Source organism: Olleya sp. AS48 (assembly GCF_038900355.1).
Taxonomy (GTDB): Bacteria; Bacteroidota; Bacteroidia; order Flavobacteriales; family Flavobacteriaceae; genus Olleya.
In genome coordinates, this window is record NZ_JBBMRD010000003.1 from 185,592 (window position 1) to 203,112 (window position 17,521).

Here is a 17,521-nt window from a genome sequence, read left to right on the forward strand (position 1 = left end):
ATAAAATTAAAGATTATGAAAACTAAAATCACTTTATTAATAGCCCTATTTTTGGGTCTGTCAGTCGGATTTGCTCAAGATGAGCAAGAATGTATGACTAAATTGTCCTTAATGACTGAAGCTTCAAAAGCTAAAAATTATGAAGCTGCTTACCCATATTTTATGGAGTTAAGAAAAGACTGTCCAAAATATAACAAAGCGATTTACGTGTATGGAGAAAAAATACTAAGTCACTACATAAAAAAATCTACTGGAGCAGAAAAATTAGGTTATGTAAATGATTTAATTTTAATGTTTGACGAGAGAATGGCAAACTTTGCAAGTATTTCTCCTGTTGGAGAGTACCAATCAGAGCAATGTCAACTTAAGTATGATAACAAAGAAGCTTTAGGTTTAACAGATCAAGATGTTTTTGATTGTTTTGATGCTGCTTATAAAGCAGATAAGGATAGCTTTAAAAGTGCTAAGAGTTTATATGTCTACTTTAAGTTAATGGTTAGCTTATATGATTCTGGAAACAAAACTGCACAAGACTTATTTGATAAGTATGATGATGTTGCCGAAAAAATTGAAGAAGAAACTGCATTTAACGCAAAAAAACTTAATGAGTTAATCAATAAGGAAGACTCTGGTGTGGCTTTAACTAAAAAGGATGGTCAATGGAAAACATATTATGGTGCTATGGTAGATGCTTTTGATAATGTTCAACTTGGTGTTGATAAAGAATTAGGAGATAGAGCTAACTGTGAAAACTTAATTCCGTTATACCAAAAAAATTACGAAGCAAACAAAACTAATGCAGTTTGGTTACAACGTGCAATGAACAAGTTATATGAAAAAGGATGTAAAGAAGATCCAATGTTTGTTACCATTGTAAAGCAAAAAAATACAATACAACCAGATGCTAGTACTTCTTATTACTTATATGTTATTACAGGAGAGCAAAAGTATTTAGACCAAACTATGGACTTAGAAACAGATCCATTTAAAAAGGCTAAATTATATTACAAAGCTGCTTCAGACTTTAAAAAGAGTGGTAGTTATGGTAAGGCAAGACAATATTACCAAGAGTCTTTAAACCTTAACCCATCTAACAAAAACCCTCACTTACAGATAGCATCAATGTATGCAAGTAGTGCAAACAGTTGTGGTGATACAAACTTTAACAAAAGAGCTGTATTTTGGTTAGCTGCTAACGAAGCTGCTAAAGCTGGAGGAGCAGGATCTAAATATGTAGAAAGCTATAACGCTAAAGCTCCTACCAAATCAGAAATATTTGCTGAAGGTAATGCTGGTCAAAGTATTAAAATTGGATGTTGGATAGGTAGAAGTGTAACAGTACCAAACCTATAATGCTAAACATTAAATTACATATATTAAAAAACTCAGTCATAGCATTAGCTATGACTTTGTTTTTTGCATGTAAAAACAATTTAGACGATGTAAAAAAAATGGGTATGTCTGCTAATGATCCAGTAGGTGTCTCAGACAGTATTAATGTTAAATATACAGACTCAGGTCGTCTAGCTGCAAATTTGGTTAGTCCTAAAATGTATGATTTTAGCAATAGGGCTTTTGCTTTCTCTGAGTTTCCGGAAGGTGTTATTTTGCATTTGTATGATAAAAACCGAGCTAAGACTACCATTATATCAGATTACGCAATACTTTATGACAACACTAATCTTATTGATTTAAGAGGTCATGTTATTGCAGCTACTTCAACAAATGACACCTTGTTTGCAGAGCAACTATATTACGATCAAAGTAAGCAATGGTTATTTACTAATCTGCCAGCAACATACAGAGCCAAAGGATATGTAACTAGCGGAATGGGATTTGATTCGGACAGAGACTTTAAAAAAGCAGAAGTTTTAGGTGTTACAGGTCAATTTGCTGTTCAAGAATAGTATTTCCTTTCTAATAAAAAGAATACTTTTTTAGTATCTTTACTTATCAATTTATATTTAAATGAAAACTTTTAAATTTTTTCAATACGCTTATTTAGTATTTGCAGTACTTTTTCTTTACGATGCAATTGCAAGTTGGGGAGAAACCAGAGCATATATGTCTCTTTTATTAGGTGTAACAGCAGTGTTTATGTTCTTTTTCAAAAAAAGATTTAATAAAAAGTTCGAAAATCAAGATCGTAAGTAAATGCTTAGCTCAATACTTATAATTGTTACGTGCTTATTATTGTCAGCTTTTTTTTCAGGAATGGAGATCGCATATGTATCGTCCAATAAAATCCATATCGAAATAGAAAAAAAGCAAGATGGTTTTTTAGCTAAAATTTTATCTAAAATAACAGCTAAACCATCAAAATTTATTGCAACAATGCTTATAGGTAACAACATAGCATTGGTTATTTATGGTTTTTTTATGGGTGATTTGCTTATGGGTTGGTTTCAAAGTATGTTGCCAACAGACAATGCCTTTGCCTCCTACATGTTAGTAGATTTAAGTTTATTGTCTCAAACCATATTATCCACTTTATTAATTTTATTTACTGCCGAGTTTTTACCAAAAGTATTTTTTCAGATATATTCTAATACACTCTTAAAAGTACTAGCCTTTCCAGCTTATATTTTTTATGTGATGTTTAGTTGGGTGTCCGACTTTGTTATTTGGATCAGTGATGTGGTTTTAAAAAAATTCTTTAAAACAGAAGGCGACCAAGTACAACTTGCATTTACAAAAGTAGAGTTAGGTCACTATATTAGTGAGCAGATGGAAAGCATCGAGGAACATGAAGATATAGATTCCGAAATTCAAATTTTTCAAAATGCTTTAGAGTTTTCCGAAGTTAAAGCAAGAGAGGTTATGGTGCCTCGTACAGAGATTATAGCCTTAGAGCTTCAAGATACAATCCAAGACCTTAGCGCATTGTTTACTGAGACAGGATGTTCTAAAATATTAATATATAAAGAAACTATAGACGATGTTTTAGGCTATGTCCATTCTTTTGACTTATTTAAAAAACCAAAAAATATTGGTTCTATGATTATGCCAATAGAGTTAGTTCCGGAAACTATGTTAGTTAAAGATATACTTAACGTTTTAATTAAAAAACGTAAAAGTATAGCTGTAGTAGTGGACGAGTATGGTGGAACTTCTGGTATAATGACAGTGGAGGATATTGTTGAAGAGTTGTTTGGAGAAATAGAAGATGAGCATGATACTATTGATTTAATTGAAGAACAAAAGGATGCAACAACCTATGTTTTTTCAGCAAGGATAGAAGTAGATTATCTAAACGAAACTTACAAGTTAAATTTGCCAGTAGGAGAAAACTACGAAACCTTAGGAGGTCTAATTGTAGATCATACCGAGGAGATTCCGCAGCAAAATGAAATTGTTTCGACAGAAAAATTCAACTTTAAAATCTTAGAAGTTTCAAACACCAAAATTGACTTGGTAGAGCTTCAAATTAAAGAAGAAGACTAATATTTTAAGATAAATACTAACTATTTTACTAACAGTATTTTTAATTAATATATTTATTATAATAAAGTACTTTTATTATTGAATAGAAAATGGTATTTTCGCCCACTATATTTCACAAAATTTATCACAAAAAATGGCAATTTTAAATAAAATTAGACAAAAAACGGTTGTATTAATCTTAGTTATTGCATTAGCGTTATTCGCTTTTATTTTATCAAGTTTATTTGATAATAAAGATGCATTATTTTCTAAATCTCCAGATGTTGTAGCAACAATCAATGGTCAAGACATTTCAAGAGAAGAGTTTTCTAACCTTGTAGAGTTTCAACAAAGACAAATGGGACCAAATGCAACAACTAGTCAAGTCATGAATAGTGTGTTTGAGACTAAAGTTAGAGAAGCTGTAATGAACGGTCAAATTGAAAAATTAGGAATGACTGTGGAGTCTGAGCAGATGCGTGACCTTATCAAAACATCTTACGGAACAGATCCTACATTTTTAAACGAAGATGGTGTTTTTGATGAATCTAAATTAAAGTTGTTTATAGATAATTTAAAAAGCTCTTCAGCTGAAGCTTACCAAAATTGGTTATCTACAGAGCAAACTTTAGCTAATAATGCTTTACAATCTAACTACTTTAACATGGTTAAAGCTGGTACAACTGCAACATTAGCAGAAGGACAGTTAGAGCATAAGTTAGAAGGAGAAAAAGTAGATATTAATTATGTGCAAGTACCTTACACATCTATTCCAGATACAGAAGTTAACGTATCGCAATCAGATATTAAAAACTACATAAACAAAAATCAAAAAGCTTATCAAACTGAAGCTAATAGAAATTTTCAATATGTATTTTTTAAAGAAGTTGCCTCTTTAGAAGATGAAAACGAAATTAAAAATGAACTTAACGGTTTACTTAAAGATAAAGAAGTTTATAACGAAGCGACTAAAGCTACAGATAACAAATTAGGTTTTGTTAATACTAAAGATGTAGAAGGTTTTGTAAACAGTAACTCTGATGATTTAAAGTTTGTAGACAAGTACCAATACAAATCTAGCTTACCAGCAACAATTGCAGACACTATCTTTAATTTAGAAGCTGGAAAAACTTACGGTCCATATAAAGACGGTAACTATTATAAAGTAACTAAAGTATTAGATTATAAAAAATTAGCAGATTCAATCGAGTCTAGCCATATTGTAATTCCTTTTGTTGGAACAACAAGAGCAGCAGCTGATGTTACTAGAACTAAAGAAGAAGCTAAAGCAATGATCGATAGTATCTTTCCTTTAGTAAAAAATGATAAAACTAAATTTGCAGAAGTAGCAAATGAAATTAACTCTGACGGAACTAAAGGTAAAGACGGAAGTATTGGTTGGACAAGATTAACAACTTATAATCCTGCAAGTTTTGACCCTGACTTTGCTAACTTCTTATTTTTTAATGAAACTGGAAGTATAGACGTGGTTTTAACAAAGTTTGGTTACCACATTATTAGAGTAGACGATAAGAAAAATGTTGAAACTGCAGCTAAATTAGCAACAATTGCTAGAAAAATAGAGCCTTCTTCTAAAACAGAAGACAAAATATTTGCTGATGCATCTAATTTTGAATTAGCAATTGCTAAAGGAAACTTTGCAGAAGTAGCTAAAAATGCAAACTACGAAGTACGTCCAATGACAGCTAACGAGTTAGACGAAAGTATTCCTGGTTTAGGAAATCAACGTCAAATTGTACGTTGGGCTTTTGAAGATGCAACTGCAGTTGGAGACTACAAGCGTTTTGATAACGTACCAGGAGGAATTGTAATTGCACAATTAACTGGTAAGCAAGAGAAAGGATTAATGAGTGTTGAAGATGCTTCAGTTACTGCATTACCAGCAATTAGAAAAGAGAAAAAAGCTAAAATGATAATGGACAGAGTTAACGCTTCAACATTAGCAGATTTTGCTGCAGCAGAAAACCAAACGGTTAAATCATCTTCAGCAATAAACATGAAAAACCCAACAATTGCAGGAGCAGGAAAAGAGCCAATGGTTGTAGGTACTGCTTTTGGATTAAAAGAAGGTGTAGCTTCTAAATTAATAAAAGGAAACACAGGTGTGTTTATGGTACAGGTTACTAAAAAGACACCAGCTGTTGAATTAGAAAACTATTTACCATTTGCTAATCAAGTAAGTGCACAAAAGTTAAGTGCAGTACAAACTAGATTATACAGTGCTTTAAAAGAGTCCGCAGAGATTGAAGATTTTAGAGCTAAAACGGTACAATAAACTACTATAGTTTACATATAAAAAAAGCCTCTTAATAATTTAAGAGGCTTTTTTTATGCATTATTTTTATAAGACCATGTCTTTATAGTTTAATATAGTATTAAAACCTTTAGCTTTAAAATAGTCTGTTGGATTGGTTTTACTTACGACTAAAATAAAATCGCCTCCCCAAGCACCCAAACTTTTTATACTACCATTAAAATCGCTAAAAAGGGTGTCCTTAACTTTAGTTTGATTTGTTATAGTACTTATAATGGTTTCGTGCTGTTCTATTAAATTTTTTAAATCTTCTAGCGTTTCGCTTTTAATAACATTACTTGTTATTGCATTAATAGCTTTTATTGTATTTGCTAAGTCGTGTTTGTTAGCTTTATAATGTGCAATACCATCACGACTATTTTGTTTTTTATTTAAATGAATAAAATATAGGTTTTCAAAAAAGTCAAGTTTAAAGTCTAATATATTTATTACAGGTAGGTTGTCCGTTAATTGATAAACTATAGCTTTACTATTTTGTGCACAAGCAATATCATAACCACTACCTCCAAAGGTTAAGTTTAATAATTGGTATGGATCTACGTTAGCCCATTGCGCTAAATTATTTATTAAAGTAGAGGATGTACCCAATCCCCAATTTTTAGGAAACTCAAGTATTGTGGTTATTTTAAAACCTGTTTTACAAGTTAAAAATTCAGGGTTTAACTGCTTTATAGCCTTTAGGATTTGAATTAGCCTATCAGAGATGGGATTACGAGAAAGGTAACCGACTTTAATTTCATCTAAACTAAATATATCTTCAAACCAAATGGCGTTGTTGTGGTCCAAACTTGTCCATATAATTTGAGGTTTATCAATAGACTCCACTGTTAATTGTTGACCAAATTTAGTGGGAACTGCTAACGCTTTAGCGCCATCAAGTACAACATACTCTGCAGTAAGTAATAATTTTCCGTGACTATAAAAGGTTTGCATTACTGTCTTAGATTTTCAATAGCTTTTACAACAGCACTATGTGTAACTACGTTAGTTTTAAAGTGATTTACAATCTGTTCTTTCTCAGAAGGTGTTGCTTCAAACTGATTTAAAATATTCATTAAATGCATTTTCATGTGTCCTTCTTGTATACCAGTTGTGGTTAAGCTTCTTAAAGCCGCAAAATTTTGCGCTAATCCTGCAACAGCTACAATTTGCATTAATTGTTTTGCATTAGGTTGGTCTAAAATTTGTAATGCTAGTTTGACTAAAGGATGTAAGCTTGTTAAACCGCCAACAGTACCTAAAGCTAAGGGTATTTCCATCCAAAAAGTAAAGATGCCATCTTCAATTTTAGCATGCGTTAAGCTACTATATTTTCCGTCTTTTGCAGCGTAGGCATGTACACCAGCTTCTACAGCTCTAAAATCATTACCTGTAGCCAACACAACAGCATCAATCCCATTCATGATACCTTTGTTATGGGTAACAGCTCTATAAGGTTCGATTTCTGCAATATTAACTGCTTGTACAAATTTTTCGGCAAATGTATTTGGATCTATGTCTTTTTCAGCTAAAGCTTCAACTTTACAACTTACTTCAGCTCTAACTACGCACTCAGGTACGTAATTAGATAAAATACTCATGACAATATTTATTGGTAATTGTAAGTGATGTTCAGCTTCGGTTTTAAATGTTTTAGCAAATTGTTCTAAACACGAGTTTATAAAATTTGCTCCCATTGCATCTAAGGTTTCAAAAGTAGCATGCAACTGATAGTAATTATCTAAATCGCTGGTTTTATCTCTTAATTCAATATCTAAAATACCACCACCACGTTTTTCCATGTTTTTAGTAATGGATTTGGTGTCAGTTATAAGTTGCTGTTTTATAATGTCAAAATAGTTTTTTAAATCACTATAACTTCCTGAATATGTAAAGTGGACTTGACCAATTTTAGTAGTAGATAAAACGGTTGCTTTAAATCCACCTCTGGTTTGCCAGAATTTTGCAGATTTACTAGCAGCAGCAACTACAGAGCTTTCTTCAATTGTCATTGGAATGGTGTAAATCTTGTCATTAATAACAAAATTTGGTGCAATTCCAAAGGGTAAAAAATAATTAGTTATTGTGTTTTCAATAAACTCGTCGTGCAACTGTTGTAGCTTTTGATCACTATTCCAATATTGCTTTAGGATGGTCTCAGCATCTTTATAGGCTGACAGGTGATTTTTAATTAGCCAATTAATCTTTTCAGCTTTTGATAATTTAGAAAATCCAGAAACGAGTGTGCTCATGTTATTATTTTTGAAATGCAAAGATACTATATACACTTTCAAATTATAGTAGTACGCGTAATATTGCTGATTTATCTGTTAATGTTGGCGGTTTTTTGGGTATTTTTTAGTAAACTTGACATCCTATTATTAAATAATTAATTTTAAATGAAGATTTTAAGAATCCTTTCCCTATTCTGCTTTTTAGCAAGTACATTTTTAACTGCTCAAAATAAGGAATTTACACTTGATGAAATATGGAGTGGTACCTTTAGGACAGAAGGTTTAGACGCCTTACACTCTATGAATAATGGTCAACAATATTCGGTTTTAAACTTTGATCGCGCAAGTGCTACAACTACAATCGATATTTACGACTATAAGACTTTAGAAAAGGTTAAAACGTTAGTTAGCTCTAAGGATTTAGATTTAAAATATTTTTCTGATTATACCTTTAGTAAGGATGAAAACAAAATACTTTTAGCTTTTGAAGAAGAATCTATTTTTAGACGTTCTTCGTTAGGTAAATATGTGGTGTATGATGTGTCAGAAAAGTCTATCCATAGTGTAGCAAATCATAAAATACAAGAACCAACTTTTTCTCCAGACGGTAAAAAAGTAGCTTACGGTTATCAAAATAATTTATACGTTAAAAATTTAGAAACTAACGACGTTACACAATTAACTTTTGATGGCAAAAAAAACAAAGTAATTAATGGTATTACGGATTGGGTTTATGAGGAGGAATTTGGTTTTGTTAGAGCATTTGATTGGAATGCAGATAGTAACAAAATAGCATTTATTAGATTTGACGAAAGTGATGTACCTGAGTTTTCTATGGACGTTTATGGTAAGGATTTGTATCAAACACAAACCGTTTTTAAATATCCAAAAGCAGGAGAACGTAATGCAGTAGTATCCTTACATCTTTTTGATTTAGATAAAAATAAATTAGAAGAAGTAAAAGTGAATAAAACTTACAACGACTTTTATATCCCTAGAATTAAATGGTCTCATGACGCTAATATGTTAAGTGCTATTTATATGAATCGTCATCAAAACGAATTAGATTTATGGATGATTGATGCTAGTCAAAACGAAGCGTATTTGGTTGTTGAAGAAAAGGATAAAGCTTACATAGATATTACAGACAATCTAACGTTTTTAAAGGACAAAACCTTTATTTGGAGTAGCGAAAAAGATGGTTACAACCATGTGTATCATTATAGCAAAAAAGGAAAGTTAATTAACCAAATTACTAAAGGTAATTGGGAAGTGACAGAGTATTATGGTTATGATAGTGCTTCAGATCGTATTTTTTATCAGTCAGTAGAAAACGGAAGTATTAACAGAGACGTTTATTCTATTAAATTAAACGGAACTCAAAAAAGAAGATTAACACAAAACGAAGGCACAAACAATGCAGACTTTAGTGCTAACTTCACTTACTTTATTAATACCTTTTCAAGTGCGACAACGCCATATTTATACACTTTAAATGATGCTAGTACAGGAAAAGTTTTAAAAACCATAAAAGATAATAGCGATTTAAAGGAAACTTTAAAGGCTTATACAATATCTAAAAAAGAGTTTTCTACTATTTCTGTAAACGGAAACGACTTAAATATGTGGATGATTAAACCAGCCAATTTTGATGCTAACAAACAATATCCATTGTTTATGTTTCAATATTCAGGTCCAGGATCTCAACAAGTGGCTAATAAATGGCATAGTGCAAATGACTATTGGTATCAAATGTTGGCGCAACAAGGTTATATTATAGCTTGTGTTGATGGAAGAGGAACAGGTTTGAAAGGTGCAGATTTTAAAAAAGTAACTCAAAATGAATTAGGTAAATTTGAAGTTGAAGACCAAATTGAAGCAGCAAAATTATTAGGAGCACGAACATATGTTGATTCTAGCAGAATGGGAATTTGGGGATGGTCTTATGGTGGATTTATGTCAAGTAATGCGTTATTTAAAGGAAACGATGTGTTTAAAATGGCAATAGCTGTAGCACCTGTAACTAGTTGGAGGTTTTACGACTCTATTTATACAGAGCGTTATATGACTACACCACAAGAAAACGCTAGTGGTTACGATAACAACTCACCAATAAATCATGTAGATAAATTAGAAGGAGACTTTTTATTAATACATGGTACAGGAGACGATAACGTACACGTACAAAATACAATGCGTATGGTTGAAGCTTTAGTACAAGCTAATAAGCAATTTGAATGGATGATATATCCAGACAAAAACCATGGTATTTATGGAGGTAATACAAGATTGCATTTATATACAAAAATGACAAACTTTATCAATTGCACTTTAGGCGATAAACTTTAATTAAACTAACTAATATTATAACTTATGGAATTTAAATTTGGAGGTTCAGAAACCAATCAAAAGACCGTTTTAGGTCATCCGTCTGGATTATTTGTACTCTTTTTTACTGAAATGTGGGAACGATTCTCCTATTATGGGATGCGTGCTTTACTAGTACTGTTTTTAACAAAGTCAATCCTTGAAGGAGGATGGGGTTGGGAGCGTGAAGATGCAACCTTAATGTATGGATGGTATATTGGATTGGTTTATTTAACACCAATAATTGGTGGTTATTTAGCTGATAAATTTTTAGGTTTTAGAAAGTCCGTTGTTATTGGTGCTTTAATAATGACTTTAGGACATGCTGCTATGGCTTTAGAGGGATTAACAGATATGTTTTTTTACATTGGATTAGTCTTTCTTATTTTAGGGAACGGTTTATTTAAGCCAAATATTTCTTCAATTGTTGGTCAATTATATAAAGGTCAAGGAAAAGAGAAAGATGCTGGTTACACCATTTTTTACATGGGAATTAATGCAGGAGCATTTTTAGGTATTCTTTTATGTGGTTATATAGGTGAGAAAATAGGATGGCATTATGGATTTGGATTAGCTGGTGTATTTATGTTTTTTGGAATGTTGCAATTTTACTTTGCACAAAAAATATTTGGTAACATTGGATTATCTCCAAATAATAGTGAGGACCTTGACGATACATTAGAACATTCAATGGAAGCAATTGGAGATGATGTAGAAGACGTTATTGACGATGCTAAGTCGTCTAAGGTTACAAAAGACCGTTTGACTGTAATTGGTATTTTTGCTTTGTTTACAGTATTTTTTTGGTGGGCATTTGAGCAAGCAGGTGGATCTATGACCATTTTTGCAGCAGATTATACAGATCGTGCTTTAAGTGGAGAGTCTGCAACGGTTTTTAATATAGTTAATTCAATTATTACATTAGTCCCTTTATTTGTGTTAACATGGGTTTTAGGAATGCTATTTAAGCAAACTTTTAAAAAGTATGCCTTATCAAATTTTTTCTTAGGATTTAGTTTTTTAATTATTTGGGTGATTGTTATTTGGATGTTATATAGAGAGTTTACATCTGAAGCTACTGAAGTTGCAGCATCATGGTTCTCTGTATTAAATTCATTATTCATTATATTATTTGCACCAGTATTTTCTAAAATATGGGAAAGCAAATACAACCCATCAGGACCAATTAAATTTGCTTTAGGGTTAATTCTTGTAGGAGTAGGTTTTGCTGCATTAGCATATGGAGCTTCAGGAATCCCAGATGGCGCAAAGTCAGCTTCAGTTAGTATGATTTGGTTAATTATTGCTTTCTTATTGCATACTTTAGGAGAGCTTTGTGTGTCTCCAGTAGGTTTAAGTTATGTTAGTAAATTAGCTCCAGTAAAACTAGTAAGTATGATGTTTGGTATTTGGTTTATTGCAAATTTCTTAGCTGGTGTAATTGGAGGTTGGACAGCAAGTTACATGGATCCAATTATGGAAGATTACGGTTTATCAACATTCTTCTTAATCTTTACTTTAATTCCAATAGGAGCAGGTGTAATTATGCTTTTATTAAATGGTAAGATTAAGCGTATGATGCATGGTGTACAATAATTAACACTTAATATATTATTAAAATAAACGCCTCTATCATGAGGCGTTTTATTTTTTTGTAAATTTGGAACACTATTTGCGACTATAAAAGATATAAAATAAATACCATGAAAAACATATTTTTAGCCCTAACATTGTTATTAACAGTTAGTAGTTTTGCACAAGACAAAATTAACTGGGTAACACTTGAAGAAGCTGTTGAGCTTCAAAAAAAAGAACCTAGAAAAATAATGATGGATGCTTACACAGCTTGGTGTGGTCCATGCAAACTTTTGGATGCTAGAACTTTTACTAATAAAGACCTAATTGCTTACGTAAATAAGTATTATTATGCTGTGAAGTTTAATGCTGAGGGAAATGAAGAAATTACCTTTAAAGGAAAAACATATAAAAACCCGAGTTACAATCCAGCTAAAGCTAAAACTAGAAATTCTAGTCACGAGCTTTCACGTGGTTTAGGGATTAGAGCTTATCCAACGTTGCTATTTTTTGATGAAGATGCTCAATTAATATCTCCAATTACAGGTTATCAAACACCACAAGCTTTAGAGTTGTATTTAAAAATGTTTCAGTCTAATAAACATAAAGACATGAAAACTCAAGCAGATTTTGATGCCTATTACAAAGCCTTTAAAGCAACCTTTAAAAACGATTAAACCGTTTTTAATAGTTTATAATATAAGCTCCTGTTTTACCTGTGTGGTAAAACGGGAGTTTTTGTTTTAAACAAGTAGCTTCCCAACGATTTACATACGATCTATAATTATTTCCATCTGCTATTATAACCTTTGGTTTTAAGCTGTCAATTAATCGCTCTAGGTTTAATTTTGGAGATTGTGTTAATACAACATAATCTATTGTTATTCCTTTTACATTAAATACGGACAAACTATCAATAACTAATACATGTTTGTTGTCCAGTTTGTATATGTTAGTTACAGGTTTTGAAGCCGATGTTTGTAATGCGTTTTTGACTGCATAGCTTCTAATTATAGAATTTGTTTCTGCTGTTTTTAATGTAGAAAAGGTTGCTAATTGATTGTTATGTTTTTTACCTAATAGTGTGTTTCTACTTTTATAAAATACAATAAACTGATTGCTTTTACTATTAAATTGGACAATGGTATAGGATAACTGTAAAACCAAGACCGAAATTAAGGTAAATTGTAACCACCTATAATTCTTATTATGGTAAAGTGCATAAAGGCAAAATATAAAAATATAGGATATAATCACCTGAGCGATGGTAAACGGAATATCAATTATTAAAAAATCTTCCTGACTAGAAATCCATTCAAAAAAGGAATTCATCCAATTGATAACCATTCCAAATGTGTCTGACAAAAATGTTTTAGGTAAACCAAATAGTGCTAATGTTATTACTAGTAAACCTAAACCTAATATGATACTTAAAAATGGAATTACAATTAGATTGGATAGCCAAAACAAACTAGGAAATTGATGGAAATAATATAGACTAATAGGGATAATTCCAAATTGAGCTGAAACGGTTACTGTTAGCGTTTGCCATAACAGCGTTACAATTTTGTATTTAGGTGTCCAAAGTTTTTCTAATATAGGCTGAAAACTAACGATTGCTATTACTGCAGCATAACTTAACTGAAAACCTACATCAAATAAAAAATTAGGTTTAATTAATAGTAAAATAAAAACAGAAACAGCTAAGGTGTTATAGATGTTTGTCGGACGTTTTAAGTTAATACCTATAGCAACAATACTAAACATGGTTGTTGCTCTTATAATAGATGCAGAACCACCTGCAATTAAAGCATAGGTCCATAATAAAATAACGAGTATTATGGTTTTGTAAAACTTCCCGTTTTTTAAACGTTCTAGAGGCTTGAATACCAAATTTAGTATTAACAATATTATACCAACATGTAACCCAGAAACTGCTAATATGTGTATGGCTCCTGCATTGGTGTAATTGTCATAAACTGCTTTTGTTATATTTTGTCTTTGCCCTAATATTAAGGCATTAATAATGGACAGCTGGTCATTTGTATATTGATACTTATCTAATTTGCTATTTATGTGATTTCTTAATTTAGCTGCATATCCAAATAGGGTATGTGTTTTATTTTGAAGCTGCAGTATATTGGTGTGATCAGCATATAGCTGAAAGTGTACTTGCTGTTTTTCTAAATAATTTTTATAACTAAATTGATCTGGATTTAAAGGCTTTTTAACGTCCACTAATGGTATGGCAGTCGTATAAATAGCGTCTATAGGTAATATAGATTGTAAACTGTCTTTTTTAACGTTTAGCAATGCTTTGCCTATAACGTTATTGTTATTTATCTGAAGCAAGTCAATATAATAACGCTGACTATAAGCATTAGGTTTTAATAATTCTCTAATCCTAAAAGTTGTAGTACTAGTGGTGGTATCTTTACTTATATAATTACTAAAGTGATTGGTTTTATTTAAATCTTCGTTACTATTAGATATAAAAAGACCAAAAGCTACAAAAGTTAAGTAGATAATAGTACCAAAAAGATAAATGTGGTTACTTTTCTTTTTGAAAATAAAATATAAAATAACGGAAAGCGCTGTAAGACTTATAGTTATAAACCAGCTATAAAGTACCGAAATACTTAGTATCTTAGAAAGTACGATGCCAATTATTAAGCAAATTGTGAATTTTATAATTGAAAAATGAAGCAATTTCATACTTCAATATAGTCAATTTCTTACAATAATCGTCGTGCTTGGACAAAAGCAAAGTACCAATAGCGTTCAGATAAAAGGGAGGTCATTACACCTTTACTTGTACTTGCATGAATAAATTCTACACGTCCTAATCTAGATGACGTTACTAAACCAACATGGTTAACGGTTCTGCTGTTCCGTTTTGTGGCAAAAAACAGTAAGTCACCTTCTCTAACTTCTTTTACATCTATCCAGTCACCATGCGTAGCCATAGCGCTTGAAGATCGTGGTAAACTAATATCTTCAGATTGAAATGCTGTATAGATTAATCCAGAGCAATCCATTCCTTTTTTTGTAGTACCACCATATTTGTATCTAACACCTTCATAGCTTTGTGCATTATTAATAATGCTTGCAATTAGTGGATTGTTAACAGCTATGGCTTCTACAGATTGATTATCTTCTAATTGATCATCAGTAGCTATGTCTCTAGTAGATTTTGTGCTGGTTTTTCTAGCAGGACCACGTCTAGCAGGTTTATTGTTGGTTTGGCTGATAACTTCAGATTCAGATTTTGTAGTGACAACACGCTTGCTTTTACTGCTTCCGCAAGACATTAATGTTGCTAATATTAAAAGTAGGACAATTTTATTCATTTAATAATTAATCGTGTATGTAATTATATATTAATTTAGCTGTGTTTTCACTAGCACCTTTTCCACCTAATTTTTTTTCTAAGTCATAATAACTCATAAAATATTTAGTACGTTCATAGCTATCTAGTATAGTATCTAACTCTTTTTTTAGACGTTTAGTGTTAAAGTCACCCTGAATTAATTCGGTTACAACCTCTTTATCCAATATTAAGTTTACTAAGCTAATATAATCTAGGTTTACTACTCGTTTACCAATTTGGTAAGACACCCAACTACCTTTGTAGCAAACTACCTGAGGCACTTTAAACAAAGCGGTTTCTAATGTTGCTGTTCCAGAGGTCACTAAAGCAGCAGTCGCAAGACTTAGTAAATCGTAAGTTTTGTTACTTATAAAATGGACATTACTTTGTTTAATAAAAGTTTTATAAAAGTCGTAATCCTGACTTGGTGCACCTGCAATTACAAATTGGTAGTCAGGGTAGTCATCTACAACACTAAGCATTACGGATAACATTTTTGTTATTTCTTGCTTTCTACTTCCTGGCAATAGGGCAATAATTGGTTTTTCGTTTAAACCATGTGTTTTTCTAAACGTTTTATCGTCCACTTGTGTTCTGTCTGCAATAGCATCTATTAATGGATGTCCAACAAAATGCACAGGATAATTATGTTTGTTTTCGTAAAAGTCTTTTTCAAACGGTAGGATCACATACATTTGGTCTACATCATGTTTGATAGCATTAATACGACCTTCTTTCCAAGCCCAAATTTGAGGAGAAATATAATAATGTGTTTTAAAATTTTTAGTCTTAGCCCATTTTGCAATACGTAGATTAAACCCAGGATAGTCAATAAAAATAATCACGTCAGGATTATAGTTTGCAATATCTGTTTTACAAAACGATAAGTTTTTGGCAATAGTCCTTAAATTCATGATCACTTCAGAAAATCCCATAAAAGCTAGAGCTTTATAGTGTTTTACCAATGTGCCACCAACAGATTGCATTAAGTCGCCTCCCCAAAACCTAAAATCAGCTGATGCATCTTGTTTTTGCAACGCTTTCATTAGGTTTGCACCATGTAAATCGCCAGAGGCTTCGCCAGAAATAATGTAATACTTCAATTTATAATCTATTTATTATAATAATTAATCCAATTATTAGTGTGGCTATTAGCACACCTTTTGCCAAATCATCTTTTTTTCTGTTTAAAAATAGAAAAAACAAACCTAAGTTAAGCAAAGCGCCTAAGCTAACTATTTTGTCAACAAATTTAAACTGTATGGCTTTTTTAAAAGTCTCTTCAATGCCATATCTAGAAAAGAATGCGATGTATAGTAATACACCAATTCCTGTAGAAATCACACCTAAAATAAAGCCAAGAATAATGTGTTTTTTGTTATTCAAATTGCCACGTATTTAGTTCTTGCATGTAATGGTGCGCAGTTAAATCGTATTGTACAGGTACAACAGAAACATAACCTTCAGATAAAGCATATTCGTCAGTATCTGTGCCTTTATCGTAATTTACAAATTCACCAGTTAACCAGTAGTAATCTCTACCTTGTGGTGTTTGTCTTTTGTCAAATTTTTCTTTCCAATTAGCTCTTGCTTGTCTACAAACTTTAATGCCTTTTATGTCCTTCTTTTTTAAAGCAGGAATGTTTACATTTAGTATCATACCATCAGCAATACCATGTTGTAAAGCATTTTTAGCTATTTGTTTAATGTATTTTTTAGAAGCTTCAAAATCTGCATCCCATTTGTAATCCAACAAAGAAAATCCGATAGCAGGTATACCTTCAATTCCTGCTTCAATAGCAGCACTCATAGTTCCAGAATATATCACATTGATGGAGCTGTTGGAGCCATGATTAATACCAGATACGCACAAATCTGGACGTCTGTCTAAAACCTCGTTAATTGCAATTTTAACACAATCTGCAGGTGTCCCAGAACAGCTGTATTTTAAAGTTTTGTCTCCTTTTTTAGAGACTTTATCTAAGTGTAGTACATTGTTTAATGTAATAGCATGACCCATTCCGCTTTGCGGACTATCTGGTGCTACTACAACGACATCGCCTAAGGTTTCCATAACTTCAATTAAAGCTAAAATTCCTGGTGCAGTTATGCCATCATCATTAGTCACTAAAATTAGTGGTTTTTTACTCATAGTAGTCTATTAAATTACTTAGCTAAAATACATAAATTCTCCCGTATCTACTCAATTTCTTCAGTTTAACAAAAAATTAGGTGGAT

Annotated in this window: 15 protein-coding genes; 8 read left to right on the forward strand and 7 right to left on the reverse strand. The window is 31.6% G+C overall.

All coding sequences use genetic code 11. The features are described 5' to 3' along the window. Positions 1–15: 15 nt before the first annotated feature. The 5 genes from WNY60_RS05910 (at position 16) to WNY60_RS05930 (ending at position 5,719) form a co-directional block, all read left to right on the forward strand. Complete coding sequence (locus tag WNY60_RS05910) at positions 16–1,353, forward strand: hypothetical protein (protein WP_342861817.1); 1,338 nt, start codon at positions 16–18, stop codon at positions 1,351–1,353. Beyond that, the gene (gene lptC / locus WNY60_RS05915; RefSeq protein WP_342861818.1) at positions 1,353–1,907 is read left to right on the forward strand and encodes an LPS export ABC transporter periplasmic protein LptC; all 555 of its coding nucleotides are present in this window, start codon (positions 1,353–1,355) and stop codon (positions 1,905–1,907) included. Before WNY60_RS05910 ends, lptC begins: the two co-directional genes overlap by 1 nt. A gap of 61 nt (positions 1,908–1,968) precedes the next feature. Continuing rightward, positions 1,969–2,154 carry a hypothetical protein gene (locus WNY60_RS05920; protein WP_028283348.1) on the forward strand — a complete coding sequence of 62 codons (186 nt, stop codon included), beginning with the start codon at positions 1,969–1,971 and terminating at the stop codon, positions 2,152–2,154. Continuing rightward, entirely contained in the window at positions 2,155–3,444 is a 1,290-nt protein-coding gene (locus WNY60_RS05925) for a hemolysin family protein (protein ID WP_145003758.1), read from the forward strand. 133 nt (positions 3,445–3,577) lie between these two features. Further along, positions 3,578–5,719 (forward strand): peptidylprolyl isomerase, encoded by a 2,142-nt coding sequence (locus tag WNY60_RS05930; RefSeq protein WP_339808751.1) that lies wholly within the window; start codon positions 3,578–3,580, stop codon positions 5,717–5,719. Between the two features lie 66 nt (positions 5,720–5,785). Here the strand turns inward: WNY60_RS05930 and WNY60_RS05935 are convergent, their stop codons facing one another. Then, positions 5,786–6,691 carry a GYDIA family GHMP kinase gene (locus WNY60_RS05935; protein WP_342861819.1) on the reverse strand — a complete coding sequence of 302 codons (906 nt, stop codon included), beginning with the start codon at positions 6,689–6,691 and terminating at the stop codon, positions 5,786–5,788. Next, positions 6,691–7,989 (reverse strand): hydroxymethylglutaryl-CoA reductase, degradative, encoded by a 1,299-nt coding sequence (locus tag WNY60_RS05940; protein WP_145003748.1) that lies wholly within the window; start codon positions 7,987–7,989, stop codon positions 6,691–6,693. The genes WNY60_RS05935 and WNY60_RS05940 overlap by 1 nt, the downstream gene beginning before the upstream one ends. Positions 7,990–8,136: 147 nt before the next feature. Between WNY60_RS05940 and WNY60_RS05945 the strand changes: the two genes are divergently transcribed. From WNY60_RS05945 to WNY60_RS05955, 3 genes are all read left to right on the forward strand, one after another. Beyond that, entirely contained in the window at positions 8,137–10,320 is a 2,184-nt protein-coding gene (locus WNY60_RS05945) for a S9 family peptidase (RefSeq protein WP_342861820.1), read from the forward strand. A 24-nt stretch (positions 10,321–10,344) separates the two neighbouring features. Next, positions 10,345–11,934: a peptide MFS transporter gene (locus WNY60_RS05950; RefSeq protein WP_145003742.1), complete on the forward strand. Its 1,590-nt coding sequence runs from the start codon at positions 10,345–10,347 to the stop codon at positions 11,932–11,934. Between the two features lie 107 nt (positions 11,935–12,041). Beyond that, on the forward strand, positions 12,042–12,590 hold the full coding sequence (locus WNY60_RS05955) for a thioredoxin fold domain-containing protein (RefSeq protein WP_145003739.1): 549 nt from the start codon (positions 12,042–12,044) through the stop codon (positions 12,588–12,590). A 7-nt stretch (positions 12,591–12,597) separates the two neighbouring features. Here the strand turns inward: WNY60_RS05955 and WNY60_RS05960 are convergent, their stop codons facing one another. The 5 genes from WNY60_RS05960 to surE are packed head-to-tail and all read right to left on the reverse strand — an operon-like array spanning position 12,598 to position 17,435. Further along, positions 12,598–14,628 carry a ComEC/Rec2 family competence protein gene (locus tag WNY60_RS05960; protein WP_342861821.1) on the reverse strand — a complete coding sequence of 677 codons (2,031 nt, stop codon included), beginning with the start codon at positions 14,626–14,628 and terminating at the stop codon, positions 12,598–12,600. A 20-nt stretch (positions 14,629–14,648) separates the two neighbouring features. Continuing rightward, complete coding sequence (locus WNY60_RS05965; RefSeq protein WP_261375359.1) at positions 14,649–15,263, reverse strand: C40 family peptidase; 615 nt, start codon at positions 15,261–15,263, stop codon at positions 14,649–14,651. Between the two features lie 7 nt (positions 15,264–15,270). Then, positions 15,271–16,386, reverse strand: coding sequence for a lipid-A-disaccharide synthase (gene lpxB / locus WNY60_RS05970; RefSeq protein WP_342861822.1), 1,116 nt, complete (start codon positions 16,384–16,386; stop codon positions 15,271–15,273). A gap of 1 nt (position 16,387) precedes the next feature. Further along, the gene (locus tag WNY60_RS05975) at positions 16,388–16,669 is read right to left on the reverse strand and encodes a hypothetical protein (RefSeq protein ID WP_145003730.1); all 282 of its coding nucleotides are present in this window, start codon (positions 16,667–16,669) and stop codon (positions 16,388–16,390) included. Next, positions 16,662–17,435: a 5'/3'-nucleotidase SurE gene (surE, locus tag WNY60_RS05980; RefSeq protein ID WP_339808744.1), complete on the reverse strand. Its 774-nt coding sequence runs from the start codon at positions 17,433–17,435 to the stop codon at positions 16,662–16,664. Before surE ends, WNY60_RS05975 begins: the two co-directional genes overlap by 8 nt. Positions 17,436–17,521 lie beyond the last annotated feature (86 nt).

Excerpts from the sequence above, each read along its gene's own strand:
- surE (WP_339808744.1), bottom strand. The coding sequence starts at position 17,435 with ATGAGTAAAAAACCACTAATTTTAGTGACTAATGATGATGGCATAACT.
- WNY60_RS05920 (WP_028283348.1), top strand. The coding sequence starts at position 1,969 with ATGAAAACTTTTAAATTTTTTCAATACGCTTATTTAGTATTTGCAGTA.
- WNY60_RS05945 (WP_342861820.1), top strand. The coding sequence starts at position 8,137 with ATGAAGATTTTAAGAATCCTTTCCCTATTCTGCTTTTTAGCAAGTACA.
- WNY60_RS05950 (WP_145003742.1), top strand. The coding sequence starts at position 10,345 with ATGGAATTTAAATTTGGAGGTTCAGAAACCAATCAAAAGACCGTTTTA.
- lptC (WP_342861818.1), top strand. The coding sequence starts at position 1,353 with ATGCTAAACATTAAATTACATATATTAAAAAACTCAGTCATAGCATTA.
- WNY60_RS05925 (WP_145003758.1), top strand. The coding sequence starts at position 2,155 with ATGCTTAGCTCAATACTTATAATTGTTACGTGCTTATTATTGTCAGCT.
- WNY60_RS05955 (WP_145003739.1), top strand. The coding sequence starts at position 12,042 with ATGAAAAACATATTTTTAGCCCTAACATTGTTATTAACAGTTAGTAGT.
- WNY60_RS05935 (WP_342861819.1), bottom strand. The coding sequence starts at position 6,691 with ATGCAAACCTTTTATAGTCACGGAAAATTATTACTTACTGCAGAGTAT.
- WNY60_RS05960 (WP_342861821.1), bottom strand. The coding sequence starts at position 14,628 with ATGAAATTGCTTCATTTTTCAATTATAAAATTCACAATTTGCTTAATA.
- WNY60_RS05940 (WP_145003748.1), bottom strand. The coding sequence starts at position 7,989 with ATGAGCACACTCGTTTCTGGATTTTCTAAATTATCAAAAGCTGAAAAG.
- WNY60_RS05930 (WP_339808751.1), top strand. The coding sequence starts at position 3,578 with ATGGCAATTTTAAATAAAATTAGACAAAAAACGGTTGTATTAATCTTA.
- WNY60_RS05910 (WP_342861817.1), top strand. The coding sequence starts at position 16 with ATGAAAACTAAAATCACTTTATTAATAGCCCTATTTTTGGGTCTGTCA.
- WNY60_RS05965 (WP_261375359.1), bottom strand. The coding sequence starts at position 15,263 with ATGAATAAAATTGTCCTACTTTTAATATTAGCAACATTAATGTCTTGC.